Annotated in this window: 19 protein-coding genes and 2 tRNA genes; 10 read left to right on the top strand and 11 right to left on the bottom strand. The window is 54.1% G+C overall.

Annotated features, from left to right (window positions below; all coding sequences use genetic code 11):
• Positions 1–44 precede the first annotated feature (44 nt).
• The 4 genes from V2S86_RS02600 to V2S86_RS02585 all read right to left on the bottom strand — a co-directional run bounded on the left by V2S86_RS02600 (position 45) and on the right by V2S86_RS02585 (position 2,186).
• Positions 45–120 (bottom strand) — tRNA-Thr (locus tag V2S86_RS02600).
• 6 nt (positions 121–126) lie between these two features.
• A tRNA-Ser gene (locus tag V2S86_RS02595) sits at positions 127–214 on the bottom strand.
• Positions 215–370: 156 nt separating this feature from the next.
• On the bottom strand, positions 371–700 hold the full coding sequence (gene osmE / locus V2S86_RS02590; protein ID WP_006317915.1) for an osmotically-inducible lipoprotein OsmE: 330 nt from the start codon (positions 698–700) through the stop codon (positions 371–373).
• 67 nt (positions 701–767) lie between these two features.
• The gene (locus V2S86_RS02585) at positions 768–2,186 is read right to left on the bottom strand and encodes a PepSY-associated TM helix domain-containing protein (protein ID WP_330761096.1); all 1,419 of its coding nucleotides are present in this window, start codon (positions 2,184–2,186) and stop codon (positions 768–770) included.
• A 166-nt stretch (positions 2,187–2,352) separates the two neighbouring features.
• Between V2S86_RS02585 and V2S86_RS02580 the strand changes: the two genes are divergently transcribed.
• Positions 2,353–2,793: a DUF2946 domain-containing protein gene (locus tag V2S86_RS02580; RefSeq protein WP_330761095.1), complete on the top strand. Its 441-nt coding sequence runs from the start codon at positions 2,353–2,355 to the stop codon at positions 2,791–2,793.
• 147 nt (positions 2,794–2,940) lie between these two features.
• On the opposite strand, the gene V2S86_RS02575 is transcribed toward V2S86_RS02580, so the two are convergent.
• Positions 2,941–3,408: a nuclear transport factor 2 family protein gene (locus V2S86_RS02575; protein WP_330761094.1), complete on the bottom strand. Its 468-nt coding sequence runs from the start codon at positions 3,406–3,408 to the stop codon at positions 2,941–2,943.
• A 113-nt stretch (positions 3,409–3,521) separates the two neighbouring features.
• On the opposite strand from V2S86_RS02575, the gene V2S86_RS02570 reads away from it, so the two are divergent.
• On the top strand, positions 3,522–4,100 hold the full coding sequence (locus V2S86_RS02570; protein ID WP_330761093.1) for a TetR/AcrR family transcriptional regulator: 579 nt from the start codon (positions 3,522–3,524) through the stop codon (positions 4,098–4,100).
• On the opposite strand, the gene V2S86_RS02565 is transcribed toward V2S86_RS02570, so the two are convergent.
• Together V2S86_RS02565 and V2S86_RS02560 are read right to left on the bottom strand one after the other, a co-directional pair.
• Positions 4,094–4,510 carry a VOC family protein gene (locus V2S86_RS02565; protein WP_330761092.1) on the bottom strand — a complete coding sequence of 139 codons (417 nt, stop codon included), beginning with the start codon at positions 4,508–4,510 and terminating at the stop codon, positions 4,094–4,096. The two genes, V2S86_RS02570 and V2S86_RS02565, sit on opposite strands and share 7 nt — an antisense overlap.
• A 153-nt stretch (positions 4,511–4,663) precedes the next feature.
• A complete protein-coding gene (locus tag V2S86_RS02560; protein WP_330761091.1) occupies positions 4,664–5,782 on the bottom strand; it encodes a porin OmpC in 1,119 nt (372 codons plus the stop codon).
• Positions 5,783–6,595: 813 nt separating this feature from the next.
• Here V2S86_RS02560 and V2S86_RS02555 point away from each other — a divergent pair.
• The 3 genes from V2S86_RS02555 to rcsB are packed head-to-tail and all read left to right on the top strand — an operon-like array spanning position 6,596 to position 11,117.
• Positions 6,596–7,750, top strand: coding sequence for an MFS transporter (locus V2S86_RS02555; protein WP_330761090.1), 1,155 nt, complete (start codon positions 6,596–6,598; stop codon positions 7,748–7,750).
• A 21-nt stretch (positions 7,751–7,771) separates the two neighbouring features.
• Positions 7,772–10,474, top strand: a complete 2,703-nt coding sequence (gene rcsD, locus V2S86_RS02550; protein ID WP_330761089.1) for a phosphotransferase RcsD — start codon at positions 7,772–7,774, stop codon at positions 10,472–10,474.
• On the top strand, positions 10,467–11,117 hold the full coding sequence (rcsB, locus tag V2S86_RS02545) for a response regulator transcription factor RcsB (RefSeq protein ID WP_004947156.1): 651 nt from the start codon (positions 10,467–10,469) through the stop codon (positions 11,115–11,117). The genes rcsD and rcsB overlap by 8 nt, the downstream gene beginning before the upstream one ends.
• 52 nt (positions 11,118–11,169) lie before the next feature.
• On the opposite strand, the gene rcsC is transcribed toward rcsB, so the two are convergent.
• Together rcsC and gyrA are read right to left on the bottom strand one after the other, a co-directional pair.
• Positions 11,170–14,040, bottom strand: coding sequence for a two-component system sensor histidine kinase RcsC (gene rcsC / locus V2S86_RS02540; RefSeq protein WP_330761088.1), 2,871 nt, complete (start codon positions 14,038–14,040; stop codon positions 11,170–11,172).
• A 170-nt stretch (positions 14,041–14,210) separates the two neighbouring features.
• Positions 14,211–16,862 carry a DNA topoisomerase (ATP-hydrolyzing) subunit A gene (gyrA, locus tag V2S86_RS02535; protein WP_330761087.1) on the bottom strand — a complete coding sequence of 884 codons (2,652 nt, stop codon included), beginning with the start codon at positions 16,860–16,862 and terminating at the stop codon, positions 14,211–14,213.
• 212 nt (positions 16,863–17,074) lie between these two features.
• On the opposite strand from gyrA, the gene ubiG reads away from it, so the two are divergent.
• The 4 genes from ubiG to yfaE all read left to right on the top strand — a co-directional run bounded on the left by ubiG (position 17,075) and on the right by yfaE (position 21,980).
• Positions 17,075–17,800 carry a bifunctional 2-polyprenyl-6-hydroxyphenol methylase/3-demethylubiquinol 3-O-methyltransferase UbiG gene (ubiG, locus tag V2S86_RS02530; RefSeq protein WP_330761086.1) on the top strand — a complete coding sequence of 242 codons (726 nt, stop codon included), beginning with the start codon at positions 17,075–17,077 and terminating at the stop codon, positions 17,798–17,800.
• Between the two features lie 428 nt (positions 17,801–18,228).
• Positions 18,229–20,517, top strand: coding sequence for a class 1a ribonucleoside-diphosphate reductase subunit alpha (gene nrdA, locus V2S86_RS02525; protein ID WP_330761085.1), 2,289 nt, complete (start codon positions 18,229–18,231; stop codon positions 20,515–20,517).
• Between the two features lie 68 nt (positions 20,518–20,585).
• Positions 20,586–21,716, top strand: coding sequence for a class Ia ribonucleoside-diphosphate reductase subunit beta (gene nrdB / locus V2S86_RS02520; protein ID WP_006317935.1), 1,131 nt, complete (start codon positions 20,586–20,588; stop codon positions 21,714–21,716).
• Positions 21,717–21,719: 3 nt separating this feature from the next.
• Entirely contained in the window at positions 21,720–21,980 is a 261-nt protein-coding gene (gene yfaE, locus V2S86_RS02515) for a class I ribonucleotide reductase maintenance protein YfaE (protein WP_004947170.1), read from the top strand.
• A 59-nt stretch (positions 21,981–22,039) separates the two neighbouring features.
• On the opposite strand, the gene V2S86_RS02510 is transcribed toward yfaE, so the two are convergent.
• Both V2S86_RS02510 and V2S86_RS02505 read right to left on the bottom strand, forming a co-directional pair.
• Entirely contained in the window at positions 22,040–22,192 is a 153-nt protein-coding gene (locus V2S86_RS02510; protein ID WP_013813865.1) for a Hok/Gef family protein, read from the bottom strand.
• Between the two features lie 227 nt (positions 22,193–22,419).
• A complete protein-coding gene (locus V2S86_RS02505) occupies positions 22,420–23,616 on the bottom strand; it encodes a nicotinamide mononucleotide deamidase-related protein YfaY (protein ID WP_330761084.1) in 1,197 nt (398 codons plus the stop codon).
• 242 nt (positions 23,617–23,858) lie between these two features.
• Here V2S86_RS02505 and tyrP point away from each other — a divergent pair, with 242 nt between their 5' ends.
• Positions 23,859–25,067 (top strand): tyrosine transporter TyrP, encoded by a 1,209-nt coding sequence (gene tyrP, locus V2S86_RS02500; protein ID WP_442995842.1) that lies wholly within the window; start codon positions 23,859–23,861, stop codon positions 25,065–25,067.
• The last annotated feature ends 43 nt before the right edge of the window (positions 25,068–25,110 follow it).

Below are 25,110 nucleotides of genomic sequence, written 5' to 3'. Positions count from 1 at the left end.
CCGATAAAGAAAAAGCCCCAGCATTTCTGCTGGGGCTTCTTTTATGGTGCCGGCTACCGGAATCGAACTGGTGACCTACTGATTACAAGTCAGTTGCTCTACCAACTGAGCTAAGCCGGCTAAATTTGGCGGAAGGACAGAGATTCGAACTCTGGGAGCTGTTACACTCGACGGTTTTCAAGACCGTTGCCTTAAACCACTCGGCCATCCTTCCAATGGGCGCAGATATTAGCGATACCGTTATGAAATGTCTACTGTTTCATGAAAAAAAATGCAGTAAAAAGCGCATTTGCTTAAACTTCATGCGGCTGGCGGTTAAAAAATGAAAAACCTCGCCAAAGCGAGGTTTTATTGTTCAGCGCAGTAAGGCTTATTTAGGCTGAGAGTCATAGTCTGAACAGGTCTGATATCCCTTGTTCATCACATGACCGGTATCGCTATAACTGACAAAATAGGTTTGCACTTTACCGTCGCGTGGAGCCACCGCATAAGTGTCGCAAGTCCCCTGCGCATTCACCAGCGTTGCAGAGGTTGACGGTGGGCCGGCAATTGCCCGCACCTGTTGTTTAGTCATCCCTACCTTTACATCGCTTACCACAGGCTCCTTCACGTAACTGGCGGCCCTGTCATAAGCGGTACAGCCGGCAAGAATGGAAAATGTCGCTGCAGTGCAAACGGCTAAAACCAGCTTATTAGTCATGGTTTGTCCTCTTGACGTACGTTTGTTGTTCTCTAAGTGTAGAAGAGGAAAGGCTTTTCTACAAACTTCACTTTGTCGATAGGTGCGGTTCATTCCGCCGTACTGTCAGAAACCACAGTAGATCGCACAGTAAAAAGGCCAACAGACTAACGCCCATTACCGGCAGGCAGAATCCCAATAGCAGCGTGAAGCCGACAATCAGCAACAGCGGCCCTTTGGGTGTTTTGCGCAGCAACATAAAGGGTGAGCGCAGCGGTTTACGCACTGCTCGTGTGGGCCGGCCGCGCCACCACATCAAATACCCCATCACTACCATCGCTACCAGCCCGGCGGCGAAGGCCACCAGCACCAGTTCATTTGCCAGGCCGAACAGGATACCCATATGCAGATCAATGCCCCAGCGCGTCAACTTTGCCGCGAGCGGGTATTGTTCGAACCTGACCAGATCAACGATTGCCATCGTCGCGGGGTCGATTGCCACGGCATCAACCTGCGTCGGCCAACTGCGATCGATCTCCATCATCGCCCAGGCCTGGCCTGCGGAGGCCGGTTGCTTGATTTCAACCCTGGCGGCATCAATGCCTGCCCCACGCGCGACTGCCAGCGCTCTGTCATACATGGCAGGATCATGAGGCAGCTGAGCCATTGGCATGTGCATCTTGTGGCCACGGTGTTCGGCATGCTCGTCAGCAGGCTGCGCACGCTGCCCGCCAAGTGTCATAGACAACGAGGGTGTCGCCCAGCCCAGTTGCTGACGCAGCGCGCCGATATTCTCACCGGCCCACTGTGACCAGGTCAGCCCGGTGGCGGAAAAGAACAACAGGCCGATGAGCAGCAACAGACCGCTTTTCTCATGCAACCAACGTAAACCTTTGCGCCTATGCCGCGTTTCCTTGTTCTTGCGCTTGCGCGCGCCCCAGAGGATCAAACCGCCCAGCGCCGCAATCCACAGCCAGGAAGCGGCCAGCTCGCTATAATTGCGGCCCAAATCCCCCAGCAACAAGCTGCGATGAAATTGATCCAACCAGGTGCGCAGCGGTAATATGCCACTGGTGCCATAAACCGCCATCGCGCCATGCGTTTGCGCCGTCACCGGGTCAACAAACACCGCCAGCCGTTCCGAGGCTTTTAATCCCGCAACGTTAAACAACACTCGAGTATTTTCGCCTTCACCAGGTGACGGCCTTACCGCCGACAGCGAAGCCTGCTGCGGTGCTACCGCCTGAGCGGCGGTTATCTGCCGTTCTAACGGCAGTGTCGGCCCGGAGCTGTCGTTAAACAGCTGCTCGGCATACAGGCGAGATTCAATTTGCGGCGTCAATGCGTAAAATATTCCGCTTAATGCGGCAATAAGTAAAAACGGCCCTACAAAAAGACCAATATAGAAATGAATCCGCATCATCAACGGAATAAACCAACTGCGGGTGGTTACCTGCTGATTAATATTCTGCGCAGCAGCAGGCAACGCAGAGGTGCGTTCAGACATAAGGGTTATCCGTGCTTAAATGGAATAATTCGAAATCTACCCGAATTATTTTCATTTAACAAACAGTTTTCTTCGCTGTTTAGCTTAATTCTCATTAATGTTACAATACTGGCACAATTACCGTCATCATCATTCATTTACCCTCTGGCTCTGGAAGACTTTCCTGGTGAAATTGTCCACTCAACATATGCGCACGCTGGCCTGGCTGGGCTTATTCGCTATGTTGATGATTTTCATCGCACCGTTCATCTCCTCGCAAATATCAAAAAACAACATTAATAACAAAGAGATGAACATGGGCATGTTCCTGAGCGGGGAGCATGCCGAGCATATGGCGATGATGAGCCCTATGCCTGAAGAAAGCCCGCCTGCGGGCCACGACATGGCGGATACGGCCTCTGGCGCCTGTTTCGAACTCTGCGGCTATTGCAGCCTGTTACACCACAACCCGCCGCTGATGGCCCTGATACCTGCGGCGCCGCCACTGTCTGTTCAATGCGCGCCCCGTATTATTTCAGCTATTTACCTCGTTATCACTCTGGCCACTTTCCCATTTTACCAAACACGCGCCCCGCCGTTATTTACTCGCTCAGCACAATCATTTTAATTTACATGTCTTATTTATTAAGGCAGGGTTTATTACGTCTAAAATAAACCCGCCTAAAGCATAATTAATTTTCACTCTCCCGTCTGAAATACTCCCCTTTATTCCCAAGCGTCATACGGAGCTGCTGCTTATTATCCGTAACCGCGATCAGAAGCCAAAATCACTCAAGGCCGGGATATCATCCGGCCGGCGACCAAGCGGCCAATGGAATTGGCGATCTTGCTCACGGATCGGCATATCGTTGATGCAGGCATGCCGGTTTATCATCTGGCCTTCCGGGTTAAACTCCCAGTTCTCGTTGCCAAAGCTGCGGTACCAGTTACCGGAATCATCGCGCCATTCATAGGCAAACCGCACTGCGATACGCGCGCCGTCGAACGCCCACAGTTCCTTAATCAACCGGTACTCCAGCTCTTTAGCCCACTTGCGCTGCAAGAATTCGCAGACCGCCTCCCGGCCATCAACGAACTCAGCCCGATTGCGCCAATGGGTATCTACAGAATAAACCTGAGATACACGTTCAGGATCGCGGCTGTTCCAGGCGTCCTCCGCCAAACGGACTTTCTCGATGGCTGATTCACGGGTAAATGGCGGTAGTGGGGGTTTAATGCTCATTGCTCACCTCTGGGTTTAATGTTAAGTAGACAGACCTGTCTACTCAATTAAGCTAGCGCATGTAGACAGAGTTGTCTACAATCAATCCGGCAAATATTTTATGAGGTGTTCTGATGTCTGTTACCGCCAACACTCTTCCTGCACGCCAGCGCATCCTGCTGAAAGCGCACGATCTGTTTTACCGTGAAGGAGTGCGCGCCACTGGCATCGATCGCATCATCAACGAGTCTGGCGTGACCAAGGTGACGTTTTATCGGCACTTCCCCAGCAAGAACGATCTGATTACGGCCTTTCTGGCCTACCGCCATGAACAATGGCTAGCCTGGTTTAGCCAGTCTCTGACGCGGCATGTTGCAACCCGAGGGAATGTGCTGTCGGCTTTAGTGCCCTGTCTTGAGGAATGGTTCAACGACCCGCACTACCGCGGTTGCGCTTTTATCAATACGGCGGTGGAGCTGGCGGATATGCTGCCGGAAAGCCTGAACATTGCACGACGGCACAAGGAGCAGATGGCTGAAGAAATTGCACGACATTTACCCGCCGGCCCGGAGCGTGAACAGCGCGCGGCAATGCTGGGGATGCTGATCGATGGGGCAATCGTCAAAGTACAAATCGAGCAGCAGACACAAAATACACTGCTGCTGCTGAGTGGAATGCTTGAAGCGTTGGCACTAGCCTGGTGCGATCAGTAATTGGCCCAGATCCCCGGCGTCACCAGTTCCAACAGGTGGCCGTCGGGATCGCGGAAATAAATACTCTCCCCGCCATGTTCCCAGGTCATCCGCCCTTCTATCTCTACGTTGTGCGCCGTAAGATGCCGTTCCCAATGCGGTAACTGTTCTTTCGCCACTGCCAGCCCGATATGCAATGGCCCGTTGCCGTCATGCGGGGGGATATACCCCCCTGGATAATGTGCCCCTTTAAGCGAATCGCCCTCAATAAACAGCAGCAATACGCTTTGTTCGCCCACGTTGTAAGCGCGAAAGCGCTCGTTGGCCACCATCGCCGGCAGCTGTAACACCTGTTGGTAAAAGGCATCGGCGCGTTCGATATCGCACACGTACAGGACCGTTTCAATCACCCGATCTACGCTGAGCTTCATAATAACCTCCTGATTTATTTATACAGGTAGAGCTTAGGTAAACAAGGCGGCGTTGGAATAGCAATCCGTGCCAGGCACATCACTCTTTGTGCCTAATCGCAGGCAAAAAAAACGCGGCCCGAAGGCCGCGCGCTCACATTCACAGTCTGTTGCTTAGAACTGGTAAACCAGGCCCACTGCAACGACATCGTCGGTGTTGATGCCGGCGGCTTTGGTGAAGTTGTTGTCATCCAGCAGGTTGATTTTGTAGTCAACGTAGGTGGACATATTTTTGTTGAAGTAGTAAGTCGCTCCCACATCAACATACTTCATCAGATCCTGATCGCCGTAACCGCGGTCAATGTCTTTGCCTCTTGACTGCAGGTAAGCCACGGACGGACGCAGGCCGAAGTCAAACTGGTACTGTGCAACAACTTCAACGTTCTGCGCTTTGTTGGCATAGCCGTAAACAGAGCTGTCGCTGCTGCCGAAACGCGTGGCGTTATAAGATTGGGTGTACATCGCCGCCAGGTAAACGTTGTTGGCGTCATATTTCAGACCGCCGCTGTAGGCTTCGGCTTTATCGCCACGGCCAAGAATACCGGTGTAGTTGCCGTTCACGCCATTTTGGTCGTTAGTGCGATCGGAAGAGAAGTAAGCGGCCGCCGCGCTGATGCCATAACCCAGATCGTAAGACGCGGACATACCGTAGCCGTCGCCGTTCTGCGCCAGCACGTCACGGCCATTGTTGGATTCAGTCGCGCTGTCATTTTTGCCCTGGTATTGCAGGGCGAAGTTCAGGCCATCGACCAAACCGAAGAAGCCGGTATTACGGTAAGTCAGGACGCCGTTGGTACGCTGGAACATGAAGTTGTCTGCACCGTAAGTGTCACCGCCGAACTCCGGCAGAACGTCGGTCCATGCGCCGATGTCATACAGCACGCCGTAGTTGCGGCCGTAATCCAGCGAGCCGTAGTCGCCAAATTTCAGACCGGCGAAACCGACACGGGTAAAGTTATTGTTATCTTCACTTTCCGCACGGTTAAGGTTCGCCTGATATTCCCACTCGCCATAACCGGTCAGTTGATCGCTGATTTGGGTTTCGCCACGCAGGCCAAAACGCATATAAGACTGGTCGCCATCGGAACTTTTGTCGTCGGAGAAATAGTGAAGACCATCGATTTTACCGAACAAATCCAGCTTATTGCCGTCTTTGTTGTAGATTTCCGCCGCACCTGCTGTGCCTGCAACCAGCAACGCGGGTACTATCAGAGAGAGTACTCGAAGTTTCATCGTTATTATCCTCATTAATTATGTCGAGCTATGGCCACTGCCCTTCTGAGCATTATTAGCGCGACTGTGCATTACCATTCTGGTAACAGGGATTATATTAATCCAGAAAGAAAATGATACCAAGTATCCGATAGTGTTTCATTGTAATTAATAAATGATTCAAAATGTAAATATGCGCGAACTTCCACAAAACATTACAGACAAAACAAATACAGCACGTAATGATAAAAAATACATTAATATATTAAAAATCATTCAGTTATACAAAAATACAAGAAAAAATAGATAGCCATACAAAACTCATCGACAATAAGCACATTGTGCCAAAAGCACCTCATCATTCTGGCGTTATAATTGCCCCGCTATCATCATTATTTTCATTATTACCTTCATTATCTGTAAGATAATTTTCGTACACTTCGACCGGCTTCTGGCCGGTTTTTTATTTCTTCACATTTTCATCACGATTCTCCAGTAAGCGCACTTTTCGCCAAGAAATAATAACCCACCGATATCATTCCCTTAATTAACTGCAGCACAAATTGCTAACACTCCTATTTTGACTGTCGTTTAATCCCATGACTTAAAAAGTGCTTAAATAGCGCTCTATTCCGGACTGAATGCGCTCAGGCTGTATTCTGATAGCCTGCCAAAATGCCCCGCAACGGAAGATAACCGATGCACTATAGCGGGAGCACCGGCCCGGCTTCCCCCCAACAGCAGCGCGAATCCTTTCGACCCGGATCGCGTATTGTGATAAAAACAGTCCATTACTTTCAGCCAGCACTTTTTACAACAGATCCTGATGCCCACATGACTTCTACCCTGTGCAATGAGCAGCAAAAACCTGGCGTCCCGGCTCAGATAGCCACGCGTCTGGCCTTTTTTATCGCCGGTTTCGGCATGGCCGCCTGGGCGCCGTTGGTACCTTTTGCCAAAGCGCGGATCGGTATTGATGATGGGTCGCTGGGTTTGTTGTTGCTGTGCATCGGCGCCGGTTCCATGCTGGCCATGCCGCTGACCGGCTATCTGACCGGAAGATTGGGTTGCCGCCCGGTGATCCTGCTCGCCGGCCTGGCATTGTGCATTGATCTCCCCTTGCTGGCACTGATGGATAGCACCGCCGGCATGGCGCTGGCCCTGTTGCTGTTCGGCGCCGCTATCGGCATGATCGATGTTGCAATGAATGTGCAGGCGGTGGTGGTAGAGCGCGCCAGCGGCAAGGCAATGATGTCCGGCTTCCATGGTTTCTTCAGCGTCGGCGGCATAGCCGGTGCCGGTGGTGTCAGCGTAATGCTGTGGCTGGGGTTGCCGCCCTTGCCGGCAACGCTGATTACCGTGTTGACCATCGCAGCTCTGCTGGCGCTTGCCAGCCGCAATTTACTGCGTGAGAGCGGCGGCGAAGAAGGTGGGCCCATGTTCGTACTGCCGCGCGGCTGGGTGATGTTTATCGGTATCTTGTGCTTTATCATGTTCCTGGCGGAAGGCTCAATGCTCGACTGGAGCGCCCTGTTCCTCACCACCCTGCGCGGCGTCGAGCACAGCCAGGCCGGTTTAGGCTATGCACTGTTCTCCATCACCATGACCATCGGCAGGCTGAATGGCGATCGGGTGGTGAACGCCCTGGGCAGATATAAGGTACTGTTGCTCGGCAGTCTGTGCGCGGCTATTGGGCTGAGCCTGGCCATTGTCTTCAACAACGCGATGGTTTCGCTGGTTGGCTTTATGCTGGTTGGGCTGGGGGCCTCCAACGTGGTGCCGATCCTGTTCAGCGCGGCAGGCAACCAACAGGATATGCCGGCGAACCTGGCCATCGCCTCAGTGACGACCGTAGGCTATGCCGGCATTCTCGCCGGGCCGGCGTTGATCGGCTTCATCGCCCAGTTCTCCAGCCTGACGGTGGCTTTTGCCTGCGTCGCCGTATTACTCCTGGCGGTAACCGCCAGCGCCAGAGCCGTAACCCGTTGATTCAGGAATGTGCAGTTAACTATGCAAAACAAACAACTGACGATTAGCTCGAGCAATATCACCCGCTTCTTCCTGTTATTTACCGTTCTGCTGACGATTGCCATCGGCCTGTACGGCTACAACTATACCAACGCCTGGCTGGCGGAAAAAAAATATGCCTTGAACGGCATCGCTAACGGTCTGCAAAAGCGCATAGACAGCTATCGTTATATCACCTACCAGATCTACGATAAATTCGGCAATACCTCTTCTTTAAGCAGCGATCCCAGCCTGCAGGAAACCCGCCTGCGCCCGGACGTTTATTATGTAGAGAAACCGCACAAAAAAACCGATGCGGTTATTTTTGGTAGCCATGACGACAGCACGCTGGCGATGATCGCCAGGATTTCAGATTATCTGGATACCCGTTGGGGTGCCAAGTCTGAAAACTATGCCATGTATTATCTTAACGGCCAGGATAACAGCCTGAGCCTGATCACTACTCAACCGTTGAAAGAATTGGCTTCACGTTTTAGAGAAAGCTACCTGACAACATCGGCCGAGGATCGCCGGGCAGAAATGCTGCAACAGGCCAACATGCTGGACGAACGGGAAAGTTTCTCCAGCTTGCGTAAACAGCGCTTCCAGAACGCCTATTCATTTTCGATTCGCACCACCTTTAACCAACCGGGGCATCTGGCTACGGTCATTGCTTTCGATCTGCCGATTAATGACATCATTCCGTTCAATATGGCGCGCTCCAACTTTATGCTGCTGCCTGATGAAACCGATTTGGACGACAGCACTCTGCCGGTGGAAACGACCACCAATGCCAGCGTATCGCTGAGCGCCAGTTGGGTAGAGTTCAGCGCTCCGCTGCCGAATGCGCCGCTGAAAGTGGTGTACCGCGTCTCTGCCCTCAACCTGGCCATTGACTTGCTGCGCAACAATGTCTGGCTGATCGCCATTAATCTGCTGCTGTTGGCGCTGTCGATGATCGGTATTTATTCCATTCGCCGTCAGTACATCCGGCCGAGCGAAAGCATGGCGGTTGAACTGGAGGCCGAACGCGCGCTGAATCAGGAAATCATTGCCAGCCTGCCCTCCGGCCTGCTGGTGTACAGCTTCGCCAGCAATTCGGTGATCGCCAGCAATAAGATTGCGCAACATCTGCTGCCCCACCTCAGCCTGCAAAAAATCGCCCATATGGCCGAACAGCATCACGGCGTCATTCAGGCAACGGTCAATAATGAGGTGTACGAAATTCGCATCTTCCGCAGCCAACTGTCACCGGAAACCTACCTTTTCCTGCTCAACGATCAAGACAAGGAAGTGATGGTAAATAAAAGGCTGCAGCAGGCGCGGCGCGAATACGATAAAAACGTGCAGGCGCGAAAACTGATGCTGCATAACCTGGGTATCGAACTGAACCAACCGGTGCGCCAGATGCACGATTTGGCCGATCGACTGCGCACCCAGCCGGATGAGGAACAGCAACAGACGCTGCTGAACCAATTGGTCGCGGAATCGGCGTCGGTACTGGGATTGATTGAAAACATTACCTTGCTTACCCGTCTGGAAACGCAAGACTGGCAGCCTTCTCGCCAACCTTTCAGCCCTGCCGCTCTGATAGATGAGTTGCTGCTGGAGGCTCTGCCGGCCATCAATCAAAAAGGTCTGTCGTTGTTCAACCATGTCAATCTTGACGTCGAACAGCACTATATCGGAGACGCCAATGCGCTGCGCAAGGTGATCTCACTGCTGGTGCACTACGCCATCATCACTACCGCCTACGGCAAGATCTCGCTGGTGATCGATCATGAGCCGGAACACCAGGATCGCCTGGTATTCCATATCAATGACACCGGCTCGGGCATTTCCAACGAGGAAATCAGCAACCTGAACTATCCGTTCCTCAGCCAAACGTTGGTGGATCGCTTTAATCATGGATCGGGTCTCACCTTCTTCCTGTGCAACCAATTGTGCAAAAAGCTCAACGGACAGTTGGACATTCGCAGCAAGGTGGACATTGGCACTCGCTATACCATCCGTGTGCCGATGGAAATGGAGAGAAAGGACACCGAAGCACAAGAGAAACTGCTCGACGGCGTGACCGCGCTGCTGGACGTCACTTCTGAAGAGGTGCGCGGCATCGTCACCACGCTGCTGCACGCTTACGGCGCGAGCTGCATCATTGCCGACGATCGCCAGGTTAATCGCGACTACGACGTGCTGCTGACCGACAATCCGCAAAGGGCCGACGACTACACGCTGTTGTTGACCACTGATGAAACGGGTTGGCAACAGCTTGAAAAGCGTTATATTCGGGTAAACTATAACCTGAGTGGCGCAATGATCGACGCGGTGCTCATGCTGATCGAACAGCAAATGGCCGCGCTGGATCAGGAAGAAATCGCGCTATCGCTGACTGCCGATGATATCCAACTCTATGAAAAACAATTGAAATCAAGTGATTACTATGGCCTATTCGTCGATACAGTACCCGATGATGTCAAAAAACTGTATACTGAGGCGGGCAGCAGTGATTTCGACGCTCTGTCACAGACCGCACACCGCCTGAAAGGCGTGTTTGCCATGTTAAATCTGCTTCCCGGCAAGCAACTGTGTGAATCGTTAGAACAGCACATCGCAGACGGTGATGCGCTCAAGATCGAGAATAACATCAGTCAGATTGATTTTTTCGTCAGTAGACTGCTGCAGCAAGGTAGCCAACAACATGAATAACCTGAACGTAATTATTGCTGATGACCATCCTATCGTACTGTTTGGCATCCGGAAGTCACTTGAGCAAATTGAATGGGTAAATGTCGTTGGGGAGTTTGAAGACTCAACAGCACTGATCAACAATCTGTCCAAACTGGACGCTAACGTCCTGATCACAGACCTTTCGATGCCGGGTGATAAATATGGCGACGGCATTACGCTGATCAAATACATCAAACGCCATTACCCGCAACTGTCGATCATCGTTCTCACCATGAACAACAACCCGGCAATCTTAAGCGCCGTGTTGGATCTGGATATCGAAGGCATCGTGCTGAAACAGGGTGCGCCAACCGACCTGCCGAAAGCGCTGGCCGCGTTGCAAAAAGGCAAAAAATTCACGCCGGAAAGCGTCTCCAAATTGCTGGAGAGAATCAGCGCCAGCGGCTACGGTGATAAACGTCTGTCGCCGAAAGAGAGCGAAGTTTTGCGCCTGTTCGCCGAAGGTTTCCTGGTGACCGAGATCGCCAAGAAGCTCAACCGCAGCATCAAAACCATCAGCAGCCAGAAGAAATCGGCGATGATGAAGCTGGGCGTCGAGAACGATATCGCGCTGCTCAACTACCTCTCTTCCGTCAGCATGGCACCGCTGGATAAAGAGTAAATCTTCACGGTTAACCGAGGGCGCGGCATTTTATGCTGCGCCCTTTTGCTTTCTAGGCCTCCTTCGACTCTGCGCGTAGCCGACGCACCTGCTGGCTGTAATACGCCAGCGTCTGTTCCAGGGTTTCCAGCGTGACCGGTTTCGACAGACAGTTATCCATTCCCGCCTCCATACAGCGCTGTTTTTCCTCTGCCAGGGCATTCGCCGTCACGCCAATCACCGGCAAGGTAAAGTGCTGTTGACGCAGGCTCTGGGTCAGGCGATAACCGTCCATGTTTGGCATGTTGACGTCGGTGAGCACGATATCGACGGTATTGCGACTCAACACGTCAAGCGCATCGATCCCATCGTTGGCGGTAACCACCTGATAACCCAGCGAGCCGAGCTGGTCGGAAAGCAATCTACGGTTAATCGGATGATCATCCACCACCAACAGATGAATATCGCCGTTGTCCACCGTACTGGCCTTGGTTGGCAACGGCAATTGCATCAGAGTGCTGCCGCTTTCGGTACTGGTGCCAAACAGCCGGTTGAGCAACGCGAGGGTTTCACGCGGCGTTGAGGTGCTATGCATCCAGTAACCCGGCCGGGTTTCCTGCGACGGGCCAATATGCTCGATAGAAAACTGGATTTGCGCCAGCAGCGGCGAATTGACCATCAGCGGGTGGTCGCTGAGCATAACCTCCCCGGCCACCGTGTCCTGCCCCTGATGACGCAGCACCGTAGCGCCATAGCCGCCCAGGATCTCCATCAGATAGCCTTCCAGCCGCTGGTTGCGAATACTCAGCCACAGCGTTTTGCCTTGCCAGGTATCGCTGGCCTGCGGGATCGGGAACTGAGCGTTAAACAGCGGAATACGAATGGTAAACTGGCTGCCCAACCCCGGCTCTGATTCAACGGCGATATCGCCATCCATCATATTGATCAGTTTTTCACAAATCGCCAGCCCCAGCCCGGTCCCCTGGAAGTGACGCTGCACGCCGCTGCCCACCTGGAAGAAGGGGTCAAACAGACGGGTAATCTCTTTTTCCGGAATGCCGACACCGGTATCGCGGACGCTAAACTCCAGATAGCTGCCGCGTGTGCAGACTTGCAAAATGATGCAGCCGGTGTCGGTAAACTTAATCGCGTTGTTCAACAGGTTGGACAAAACCTGCTGCAACCGCACGGGATCGCCGGAAATGCGCTCCGGCACGTTTTGTTCGATAAAACAGTACAGCCCCAGCCGTTTCTTCACCACCAGCGGCAAATAGTTGCCTGCAATATGGGTGATCACCTCCAGGCAGGAAAACTCGCGCGGCTCAATCTTCAACTGCTCGGATTCAATTTTGGAGAAGTCCAGAATGTCACTGATGATCTTCAACAGTAACCCGGACGAGTTGTTCATGGCATTCACCAGGCGATCAACACCCTGCGGCAGTGCCTTGGTTTGCAATAAATCGAGGTTACCTATGATGCCGTACAACGGGGTGCGCAGTTCGTGGCTAACGGTCGCCAGGAACATCGACTTGGATTGGCTGGCCTGTTCCGCCGCCGCCGCCATCTCCTGCAGCGACTCCTCCATTTTTACGCGTGCGCTGACGTCCACCAGCACGCAGATCGCCACATCCTCGTTACGGTAGCGGGAGTGAACGAAGCTGATTTGCAGATTGTTGTTATTGCTGGTCAACACATCGACAAAATTCACCTGCTGTTCGCAGATGATGCGCGTAATGCGGTCACGGTCTTCGTGGGTCAGCAAATTGATGTAGTTGTGCGCCAGCTCATTGCTCAGAATATTGGTACCGTCGCTGATGCGCAGAATAAGGATCCCCACCGGTGCGGAGGCGACGATCTTGCGGTTGAACTGTTCATGTTCTTCCAGCCTGAAGGCGTTATTCTCCGCCGGCAGGAACATTTTACGTTCAAACAGCCAGGCCAGGGTGAACAGTACAATGGCCGAGAGCAGGTTCAGCAACAGCGCATTGAGGATCAGCACCTTGAAACGCTCGACCACACTTTTTACCGGCAGAGCATAAACAATGCTGAGCGAGGAAGGCGGAAGCACCTTCTTCATAATCAGATGGCGGTAATTATCATCATAACCAAAATAGGTGTGTGCATCCGGGTAGCTACCGAGCGTCGCGGCAGAGCGTTCCCCTTCCGCCAGGCGCAGTATCGGTGCGTTATTCTCATCCAGCAGGGTCACGCCAATCGGCAGGTTGCCCGCCGAGACGAAATCTTCCAGCCTTATGGTCTGCTCGATGCCCAGCAACGCCTCCAGCTTGTTGCCAATATAAATTGGCGTCAGCACATACAGATAACCGATATCCGGTCGCTGTTGGCTTGGGCTGATCCAATACAGGTTATTGTCTTTATCCTGATTTTTGGCGTTGCGGTATTTAAGGATGCGCTCGTGCAGCGATTTCAACACGTTCTCACGGTTAGGCGCGGCATTGCCGCCACCGAACTCCGCCATGCACAGGCTGTCGCCGCCGATGAAAAACACCCGGTTGAGATCGTAGGCCGCGACGAAATTCTCTTTCCAATACTGGATCAGCCCACTCAGCGAATTGAGCGAACTGCGGTAAGTGGTGTTAAGCGAACAGTTGGATTCCGGATACAGCGGAAGAAACTCCGGCGTACTGTTCTTGCCGGGGAATATCCCACTGAACATATCCAGACTGCTGACCGAGCCGTTAAGACGATTTTCCGCCATATATTTGATATCGCGAATAATATCGGCAGAGTGACGGATGTAACTCTGCGCCTGATCGAAATCCAGGCTGTATTCTTGCCGGATGTCAGTTTCTTTATCGTTCAGGATATTCAGGATATAGAAGGTCGTGAGCAGCGCGCCCAGCGACCACAACATAATCGCCAGCACCCGGAACAGATAGCGGGATATTTTTAACGTGGTGCGAAAAGAAGCTAAATATTTCAATCGGATACCATGAAAAATTGAGTGACGGCCAGCGCATTCGCGTCCGAACCGGGCTTGCTGACTTTGGCACGGCAATTAAACCATAGAACTGAAAAAGGGCCTAGCATCGCTGCCAGGCCCTGTTTTCGACTGCAGGATCCGGGGTCAGCATCACGCTGCCCCCTTACCGCTTAAGCGTTGTCGTCTTCCGCATCATCTGCGGCTTCAGAATCGTCGTCAGCGTCGTCCAGCGGTGCAGCGTCTTCTTCTGCGTCTTCCGCGCCCGGCTCGAGGCTGTCCAACTCTTCATCTTCCACCGGCTCGGCAACGCGCTGCAGACCGACGACGTTCTCGTCTTCCGCAGTACGGATCAACGTAACACCCTGGGTGTTACGGCCAACCACGCTGACTTCCGACACGCGAGTACGCACCAACGTACCGGCATCGGTGATCATCATGATCTGATCGGTGGTTTCCACCTGTACAGCACCGACAACCTGGCCATTACGCTCACTCACCTTGATGGAGATAACCCCTTGGGTAGCGCGCGATTTGGTCGGGTATTCCGTGACTGCGGTACGTTTACCGTAACCATTCTGAGTCACGGTCAGGATATCGCCTTCACCGCGCGGGACGATCAGGGAAATAACGCCGTCGCCTTCACCCAGGTTGATACCGCGAACGCCGGTGGCGGTACGGCCCATTGAACGCACCTGCGTTTCCGGGAAGCGCACCACTTTACCGTTGGCGGAGAACAACATGACTTCGTTGCTGCCATCGGTCAGGTCAACACCAATCAGCTCATCACCCTCGTTGAGGTTGACTGCAATGATGCCGGCACTGCGCGGACGGCTAAACTCGGTCAACGCGGTTTTCTTCACGGTGCCGCTGGCGGTTGCCATAAACACGTGACGCCCTTCTTCATACTCACGCACCGGCAGAATGGCGGTGATACGCTCATTGGCTTCCAGCGGCAGCAAGTTGACGATTGGACGACCGCGAGCGCCGCGGCTGGCTTCAGGCAGTTGGTACACCTTCATCCAATACAGGCGGCCACGGCTGGAGAAGCACAGGATCGTATCGTGGGTGTTGGCCACCAGCAGACGATCGATAAAGTCTTCTTCTTTAATACGCGCGGCTGACTTGCCTTTACCGCCACGGCGTTGCGCTTCATAGTCGCTCAACGGCTGATATTTCACATAGCCCTGGTGCGACAGCGTAACGACCACGTCTTCCTGGTTGATCAGGTCTTCGATATTGATATCTGACGTGTTGGCGGTGATCTCGGTGCGGCGGCCGTCGTTGTACAGCTCTTTGACCGCCACCAGCTCTTCGCGAATCACTTCCATCAGACGATCCGGGTTTTCCAGGATAAAGATCAGCTCAGCGATGAAGGTCAGCAGCTCTTTATATTCGTCCAGCAGCTTTTCATGCTCCAGGCCCGTCAGTTTCTGCAAGCGCAGATCCAGAATCGCCTGAGCTTGTTGCTCGGTCAGGTAGTATTTGCCGTCACGGATGCCAAACTCCGGCTCCAGCCACTCGGGGCGGGCCGCGTCGTCACCGGCGCGTTCCAGCATCGCGCCCACATTGCCCAGATCCCAGGCTTGCGCAACCAACGCGGCTTTAGCTTCCGCAGGCGTCGGCGCACGGCGGATCAGTTCAATGATCGGATCGATGTTTGCCAGCGCGATGGCCAACGCTTCCAGAATATGGGCGCGATCGCGAGCTTTACGCAGTTCGAAGATGGTACGGCGGGTCACCACTTCACGGCGGTGACGGACAAACGCCTGCAAAATGTCTTTCAGGTTCAGTAGTTTCGGCTGGCCCTGATGCAATGCCACCATGTTGATGCCGAAGGTAACCTGCAGCTGAGTCAGCGAGTACAAATTGTTCAGTACCACTTCACCAACCGCATCGCGTTTGATTTCAACCACGATGCGCATGCCGTCTTTGTCGGACTCGTCACGCAGCGCGCTGATCCCTTCCACGCGTTTTTCTTTTACCAGCTCGGCGATCTTCTCGATCAAACGCGCTTTGTTCACCTGATACGGGATTTCGTGAACAATAATGGTTTCGCGGCCGGTTTTGGCGTCGGTTTCTACTTCGGCGCGCGCGCGCAGGTAGATTTTACCGCGCCCGGTGCGGTAGGCCTCTTCAATGCCGCGGCGACCGTTGATGATCGCCGCAGTCGGGAAGTCCGGCCCCGGGATGTGTTCCATCAGGCCTTCGATGCTGATGTTTTCATCATCGATGTAAGCCAGACAGCCGTTGATAACCTCAGACAGGTTATGCGGCGGAATGTTGGTGGCCATGCCGACAGCGATACCCGACGAGCCGTTAACCAGCAGGTTCGGGATCTTGGTTGGCATGACGGCCGGGATCTGCTCGGTGCCATCATAGTTAGGCACGAAGTCGACGGTTTCCTTTTCCAGATCCGCCAGCAATTCGTGAGCAATTTTGGACATGCGCACTTCGGTATAACGCATCGCCGCGGCGGAGTCGCCATCGACGGAACCGAAGTTACCCTGACCGTCCACCAGCATATAGCGCAGTGAAAACGGCTGAGCCATACGCACGATGGTGTCGTATACCGCGCTGTCACCGTGTGGGTGGTATTTACCGATCACGTCCCCGACGACACGGGCCGATTTCTTGTATGGTTTATTCCAGTCGTTACCCAATACACTCATCGCGTACAGAACGCGGCGGTGCACCGGCTTCAGTCCATCACGAACATCTGGCAGCGCACGTCCGACAATGACGGACATCGCGTAATCCAGATACGAGTTTTTCAACTCGTCTTCGATGTTTACCGGTGTGATTTCTCTGGCAAGGTCGCTCATGGAGCTGCTATCCCTCTACTAATGATTCATCTGCCCGCTGCCATAGTGGCAAAGGTGTAAAACTATATCACAAAGCACGCTTTACGGGAAAATAACCGCCGCTGTTTCGCTGAAATTGTGCATATATGTGCGGTAAAAATGTATCGGCGCAGACGGCGCTGCGCCGATACATGTATAATCCGCGCAACGAGAACAAGGAGCCAAACACGCCCATGAATGCAGAATCATCCAACCCAACGCAAAACGTTGACCATCAGGAAATCGCCAAGTTCGAGGCAGTGGCCTCACGATGGTGGGATTTGGAAGGTGAATTCAAACCCTTGCACCGTATCAACCCGCTGCGGTTGAACTATATCCTGCAGCGCGCCGGCGGCATTTTTGGCAAAACGGTGCTCGACGTGGGCTGCGGCGGAGGCATTTTGGCGGAAAGCATGGCGTGCGAAGGCGCGCAGGTGACCGGGCTGGACATGGGCGCGGAGCCGCTGCAAGTCGCCCGACTGCACGCGCTGGAAAGTGGCGTGAATGTCACTTATATACAAGAAACGGTGGAGAGCCACGCACAGGCCAACCCGCAAGGGTATGACGTGGTGACCTGCATGGAAATGCTGGAGCACGTTCCCGATCCGGCTTCGGTGGTGCGCGCCTGCGCTCACCTGGTGAAACCGGGTGGCCACGTGTTTTTTTCCACCATTAACCGCAACACCAAAGCCTGGCTGATGGCGGTGATCGGCGCGGAATATATTCTTAAGATGGTACCTCAGGGTACGCATGACCATAAGAAGTTCATCCGCCCTTCAGAACTGATCGGCTGGGTCGATGGTACGCCGCTGCGCGAAAAACACATGATTGGCCTGCATTACAATCCCATCACCGACCATTTCAAACTGGGTCGCAACGTTGATGTGAACTATATGGTACATACTCAACACGAAGGGTAAGTATTACAACCCGCGCCGGAACTGGCTCCGCCGGATCCGGTGCGCATCTCCATCCGAATAAATGCCCGATTTGCGCCCTTCGATCAAAATCGCCGTTGCAAACAGTTTTTAAGAAAATTAAATCAGATCAATATCACGTTTTTTTCTAACGTTTAATAAAGCGGCAAACGATCACGTTTTTGCAAATCTAAGGAAATTCTTATCATGCTTATTGACAAGCTTGCCGCCCCAGTCGCAGCGCGCACTCACAGCCGAAAGCCAAATTTCACCCCCAAGTTATCCACAAAATAGGCCGGTTTTGTTCACTTGCAAACGCCCTATTTTCTCACTATCTTGTTACCTCACCGACATACAACCCCTATATGTAGTGTTTACATACTGAACAGAGCGACTACACTTCTGTTTGGGGGAATCATACGGACAACCACATGAACCAAAGTCTGCTTGTAACTAAACGCGATGGCCGTAAAGAGCGCATCAACCTCGACAAAATCCACCGGGTCATCGACTGGGCCGCGGAAGGTTTGCATAACGTCTCGGTATCTCAAGTAGAGTTGCGTTCCCATATTCAGTTTTATGACGGCATCAAAACCGCCGATATTCATGAAACCATTATCAAAGCTGCAGCCGACCTGATTTCCCGCGACGCGCCGGACTATCAGTACCTGGCAGCACGCCTGGCCATCTTCCACCTGCGCAAAAAAGCTTACGGTCAATTCGAGCCGCCAAAGCTGCTCGCTCACGTGGCGCGCATGGTAGAAATGGGCAAGTACGATAAGCATCTGCTGGAAGACTACAGCGCTGAAGAGTTCGAGCAGATGGACTCCTTTATCGATCACTGGCGTGATATGAACTTCTCCTACGCCGCCGTCAAGCAGCTGGAAGGGAAGTATCTGGTGCAGAACCGCGTCAGCGGCGAGATCTACGAGAGCGCTCAGTTCCTGTATATCCTGGTCGCCGCGTGCCTGTTCTCCAACTATCCGCGCGAAACCCGTCTGGACTACGTTAAACGTTTCTACGACGCCATTTCCACCTTCAAGATTTCGCTGCCTACGCCAATTATGTCCGGCGTGCGCACCCCAACCCGCCAGTTCAGCTCTTGCGTGCTGATCGAGTGCGGCGACAGCCTGGATTCCATCAACGCCACCTCCAGCGCCATTGTGAAATACGTTTCGCAACGTGCCGGTATCGGCATCAACGCCGGTCGCATCCGTGCGCTGGGCAGCCCGATCCGTGGGGGCGAAGCTTTCCATACCGGCTGTATCCCGTTCTACAAACACTTCCAGACCGCGGTGAAATCCTGCTCTCAGGGCGGCGTGCGTGGCGGTGCAGCCACCTTGTTCTACCCGATGTGGCATCTGGAAGTGGAAAGCCTGTTGGTGCTGAAGAACAACCGTGGCGTTGAAGGCAACCGCGTACGTCACATGGACTACGGCGTGCAGTTGAACCGCCTGATGTACCAGCGCCTGATCAAGGGCGAAGACATCACCCTGTTCAGCCCGTCTGACGTGCCGGGCCTGTATGACGCGTTCTTCGCCAATCAGGACGAATTCGAACGTCTGTACACCCAGTACGAAAAAGACGACAGCATCCGCCAGAAACGCGTGAAAGCGGTTGAACTGTTCTCACTGATGATGCAGGAACGCGCCTCTACCGGCCGTATCTACATCCAGAACGTTGACCACTGCAACACCCACAGCCCGTTTGATCCGCAGATCGCACCAGTGCGCCAGTCCAACCTGTGCCTGGAAATCGCCCTGCCGACCAAACCGCTGGATGACGTCAACGACGAAAACGGCGAAATCGCGCTGTGTACGCTGTCCGCCTTCAACCTGGGTGCCATCGAAAGCCTCGACGATCTGGAAGAGCTGGCTACCCTGGCAGTGCGCGCGCTTGACGCCCTGCTGGATTACCAGGACTACCCGATAAAAGCCGCTTACCGTGGCGCCATGGGCCGCCGTACTCTGGGTATCGGTGTGATCAACTACGCCTACTATCTGGCGAAGAATGGCGTGCGCTACTCTGACGGCAGCGCCAACAGCCTGACCCATAAAACCTTCGAAGCCATCCAGTATTACCTGCTGAAGGCGTCGAACCGTTTGGCTCAGGAACAAGGTGCCTGCCCGTGGTTCAATGAAACCACCTATTCGCAGGGCATCTTGCCGATCGACACCTACAAGAAAGATCTGGATACCATCTGTGACGAGCCACTGCATTACGACTGGGAAACCCTGCGTAAAGAGATCAAGGAAACCGGTCTGCGCAACTCCACCCTGTCTGCGCTGATGCCTTCGGAAACCTCGTCGCAGATTTCCAACGCTACCAACGGCATCGAGCCGCCGCGCGGCCACATCAGCATCAAAGCGTCGAAAGACGGCATTTTGCGCCAGGTGGTTCCGGAGTATGAGCGTCTGAAAAACGAGTACGAGCTGCTGTGGGAAATGCCGAACAACGACGGTTACCTGCAACTGGTCGGTCTGATGCAGAAGTTTATCGACCAGTCGATCTCTGCCAACACCAACTATGACCCAAGCCGTTTCCCGGCCGGCAAGGTGCCGATGAAGCAGCTGTTGAAAGACCTGCTCACCACCTACAAGTTTGGCGTCAAGACGCTGTACTATCAGAACACCCGTGACGGTGCAGACGATGTGCAGGAAGATATGTTGCCGGCCAAGAGCGGCGATGACGACTGCGAAAGCGGCGCCTGCAAGATCTAATGTTTGACACAGCGGGCCGGAACTCTTCCGGCCCCTTCATTTAGCCACGTTACGATGGATTCAGGCTTATGGCTTACACCACATTTTCTCAGAAAAAAAACAACCAGTTGCTGGAACCGATGTTCTTCGGCCAGTCGGTTAACGTCGCGCGTTTCGATCAGCAAAAACATGAAATCTTCGAAAAACTGATTGAGAAGCAGCTGTCCTTCTTCTGGCGCCCGGAAGAAGTTGACGTGTCCCGCGACCGTATCGACTATCAGGCGCTGCCGGAACATGAAAAACACATTTTCATCAGCAACCTGAAATATCAAACGCTGCTGGATTCCATTCAGGGCCGTAGCCCGAACGTGGCCCTGCTGCCGCTGATTTCAATCCCGGAGCTGGAAACCTGGGTGGAAACCTGGTCATTCTCCGAGACCATCCACTCGCGTTCTTATACCCACATCATCCGTAACATCGTCAACGATCCGGCGCTGGTGTTTGATGACATCGTCACCAACGAAGAGATCCTCAAGCGCGCGAAAGACATTTCCGGCTATTACGACGATCTGATCGAGATGACGGGCTACTATCACCTGTTGGGTGAAGGCACTCATCAGGTCAACGGCAAAACCGTCACCGTTAACCTGCGGGCGCTGAAAAAGCAGCTGTACATCTGCCTGATGAGCGTGAACGCGCTGGAAGCCATCCGCTTCTACGTCAGCTTCGCCTGTTCGTTCGCCTTTGCGGAACGCGAGCTGATGGAAGGCAACGCCAAAATCATCAAGCTGATCGCCCGTGACGAAGCGCTGCACCTGACCGGTACCCAGCACATACTGAACCTGATGCGTTCCGGCGCCGATGACCCGGAAATGGCGGAAATCGCCGTCGAGTGTCAGCAGCAGTGCTACGATCTGTTCGTGCTGGCCGCCCAGCAGGAGAAAGAGTGGGCGGAATACCTGTTCCGCGACGGCTCGATGATCGGCCTGAACAAAGACATTCTGTGCCAGTATGTGGAATACATCACCAATATCCGCATGCAGGCGGTTGGCCTTGGCCTGCCGTTCGAAACCCGCTCTAACCCGATCCCGTGGATCAACGCCTGGCTGGTATCCGACAACGTTCAGGTTGCGCCGCAGGAAGTGGAAGTCAGCTCTTATCTGGTTGGTCAGATCGACTCGGAAGTGCATGCCGACGACCTGAGCGACTTCGAACTGTAAGCGATGGCATCACCTCTCATCACACTGCGTGCCACAGGTACGCAGTTATCCTGCCCGAAAAGTGAAAGCTGCCTGCTCGACGTACTGGAACTGCACGACGTGCAGGTAGAATACCAATGCCGCTCCGGCTATTGCGGCGCCTGCCGCCTGACATTGGTAAAAGGCGAAGTGGCCTATCACCAACAGCCGCTGGCGTTTATCAATGACGGGGAGATCCTGCCCTGCTGCTGCATGCCGCTGACGGACATCGAGCTGGAAATTTGACGTTGGGTGCCTGAAACCGCGCCTGGTCACCAGAAGGCGGGGTTTCCCCCGCCCGATGATTACCGCTTCACCTCACAAGCTAACCTGATCAAAATCGTGATATTTTCCTGGTAGATGGCCAGCTCACACAGTGAGTCTCTTATCATCCAGATAAATAACAAAATAGTAATACATACAACAGTTAACGAGTGAAACACATGCTTTAACCGCATGCTTGCCTCCTTGCTGTGAAGGGGCTACCATAACGGTGTCTAGGCGTTAGGGCAGCCCCATTCTGATTGAGAGTCAGTTTGGGGCTTTCACTTATCCGCCTTGCCACACAATGCTCAAGACGAACAGTCTCAAGCACCCGCAGCGATTGTAACAGCCTGTCCCAACCAAGATAACCCCTTATAATATTATGATTAATAAGGGATATATCATTAAATCTAACGAGTCCTTACTCGATAATCTCCACGATCTCCAGCCAGCCGTTCTTGCCGCAGACCTGTTCGCCGTTGAGCCAGCGCCGCAGCATGTCGAGCGCCAGCATCGCCACCGACTCCTGTCGCAGGCGCAAACCATGGCGCGCCGCCCGGTAGCGTACCGTTTGGCCGATCCCCCCCTTCGGCGTGTGCAACGCAACGCTTACCCGATCCTCACTCATCGCGCTGACCGCCAGCGCCAATTGCGCCCCTGCCAGCTCTGCCAACGAACGGGCGCGAGCCAAGGTGGTTTCCAGGGTTTCCACACAGTGCGACGGCAACAGCTCGCCGCCGGCCAGCGGTGCGCCTTCGCTCTGCAATTGCAGATTGATCAACCCGGCGCTGAACTGTTCGCTCAGCGCCAACTTCAACCCTTGTTGGGTTAACCGCTGCGCCAGCGTTGCCGGCAAGCCAAGGGTGCCTTCAAAAATGGTGTTTTCACCCGCCACCTGGCGCACTCGCTCCCACGCCTGTTCCATCGCCGCACGCTGGCTCTCCGGGCCGGTCAATTTCAGTTCAATGATCGGGCTGGAAGAGCGGTAGCCGAGCACCACATCCGGCGGCAGCGGCATGCCGTCCAGCTCGGCGGCCAGATCGCTCTCCGAGGTGCCGAAAGTGGTTAAGCGCAGGCACAGCGGCGGCGCAGGCAAGGGAAAACGTTGGCGCAGGCGCGGAACGATTTGCTGCTCGACCATCACTTTGAATTCGGAAGGTACCCCGGGAGTGAAAAACATCGTGCACTTGTTCAGCTTGAGCGCAAAACCGCAGGCGGTGCCAACCGGGTTATCGAGCATTTCGGCGTTAGCCGGGATCTGCGCCTGTTTGCGGTTTGAAGCCGCCATCGGCCGGCCACGCTCGGCAAAATAGGCCTCGATGCGCGCCATCCATTCAGCATGCTCAACCAGCTCGACGCCGCAGGCGGTAGCCGCCGCCAGCGCACTGAGGTCATCGCTGGTCGGCCCCAGGCCACCGTTAACGATCAGAACATCCGCGATATGGCTGCGTTCCTGCAACGTTTCGATCAGAGAGGAGAGACTGTCCCCCACCGTTTCACGGCCGCTCATCGGCATGCCCTGCTGGAACAGATAGTCTGCCAGCCAGGCGGCGTTGGTATCTATAATTTGCCCGTGCAGCACCTCATCGCCGGTGCTGAGCATCTCCACTCTTAACATTGATCTCTCCCTTATTTTCCCGATCGTTCCACTATAGAAGCCTGTAAATAAGTTTTCACTATGCATCACAGGTTAATTTCTGCTGAGGGCATTTTGCGGTGTCCTGGGGCTTCAATCATTGTAAATATTTCATTACACCATCCGTAACGCCTGTTTGACACGAAATAGTCAATCAACTATCCTGCCGCCCTCGGAATCAGTTACCTATAATTTCCCCAAATCTTTGACGGGTAGAGAAAAAAGTGAAGAATCGCACTCTGGGCAGTGTTTTTATCGTGGCGGGCACCACCATTGGTGCCGGAATGCTGGCGATGCCACTGGCGGCGGCCGGCGTAGGTTTCGGCGTCACGCTGGCCATGCTGGTCGGGCTGTGGCTCTTGATGTGTTACACCGCGCTGTTGCTGGTGGAAGTTTATCAGCATGAACAGGCGGACACCGGTCTGGGCACCCTGGCGAAACGCTACCTTGGCGGTGGCGGCCAATGGCTGACCAGCTTCAGCATGATGTTCCTGATGTACGCGCTGACCGCCGCCTATATCAGCGGCGCGGGTGAACTGCTGGCAGCCAGCATCAGCCAATGGACCTCACGGGATTTCCCCACCACGCTCGGCGTATTGCTGTTTACCCTGATTGCTGGCGGCGTAGTCTGCATCGGCACCCATTCGGTCGATCTGTTTAACCGCATTTTGTTTACCGCTAAAGTGGTGTTTCTGATCGTCATGCTGGGCCTGATGCTACCGAACATTCACCGCACCAATCTGATGACGTTGCCACTGGAACAAGGGCTGGCGCTGTCGGCCATTCCGGTCATCTTTACCTCCTTTGGCTTCCACGGCAGCGTACCCAGCATCGTTAACTACATGGGCGGCAACATCCGCAAGCTGCGCTGGGTGTTTATTATCGGCAGCGCCATTCCGCTAGTGGCCTACATCTTCTGGCAATTGGCCACGCTGGGGAGCATTAGCTCAACCACTTTCGTCGGCATTCTGGCGCAACAAGCGGGGCTGAACGGCCTGTTGCAGGCGGTACGCGACGTGGTGGCGTCACCGCATGTAGAGTTGGCGGTACATCTGTTTGCCGATCTGGCGCTGGCCACGTCGTTTCTCGGCGTGGCGCTCGGATTGTTCGATTTCCTGGCCGATTTATGCAAACGTCAGAACAACGTACGCGGCCGTCTGCAAACCGGAGCCATCACTTTCCTGCCGCCGCTGGCGTTCGCTCTGTTCTATCCGCGCGGCTTTGTATTGGCACTGGGATTCGCCGCCATTGCGTTGGCGGTGCTGGCGCTGTTGCTGCCGTCATTGCTGGCATGGAAGACGCGTCAACGGCATCAGGCGCAATACCGCGTCTGGGGCGGCACGCCGGCGCTGGCGCTGGTGTTTGTTTGCGGGATTACGGTGATTGCCATTCAGTTGGGCATTGCCAGCGGCATCCTGCCGGCGGTTGGGTAATAGATTTATCGGTAACGCAAGGGGGCCAGTTGGCCCCCTTTTT

It is taken from the genome of Serratia sp. C2(1) (genome assembly GCF_036352655.1).
GTDB classification, from domain to species: domain Bacteria; phylum Pseudomonadota; class Gammaproteobacteria; order Enterobacterales; family Enterobacteriaceae; genus Serratia; species Serratia inhibens.
The sequence above is the reverse complement of the archived record's forward strand: the minus strand, read 5'-3'. Positions and strand labels throughout refer to the sequence as shown.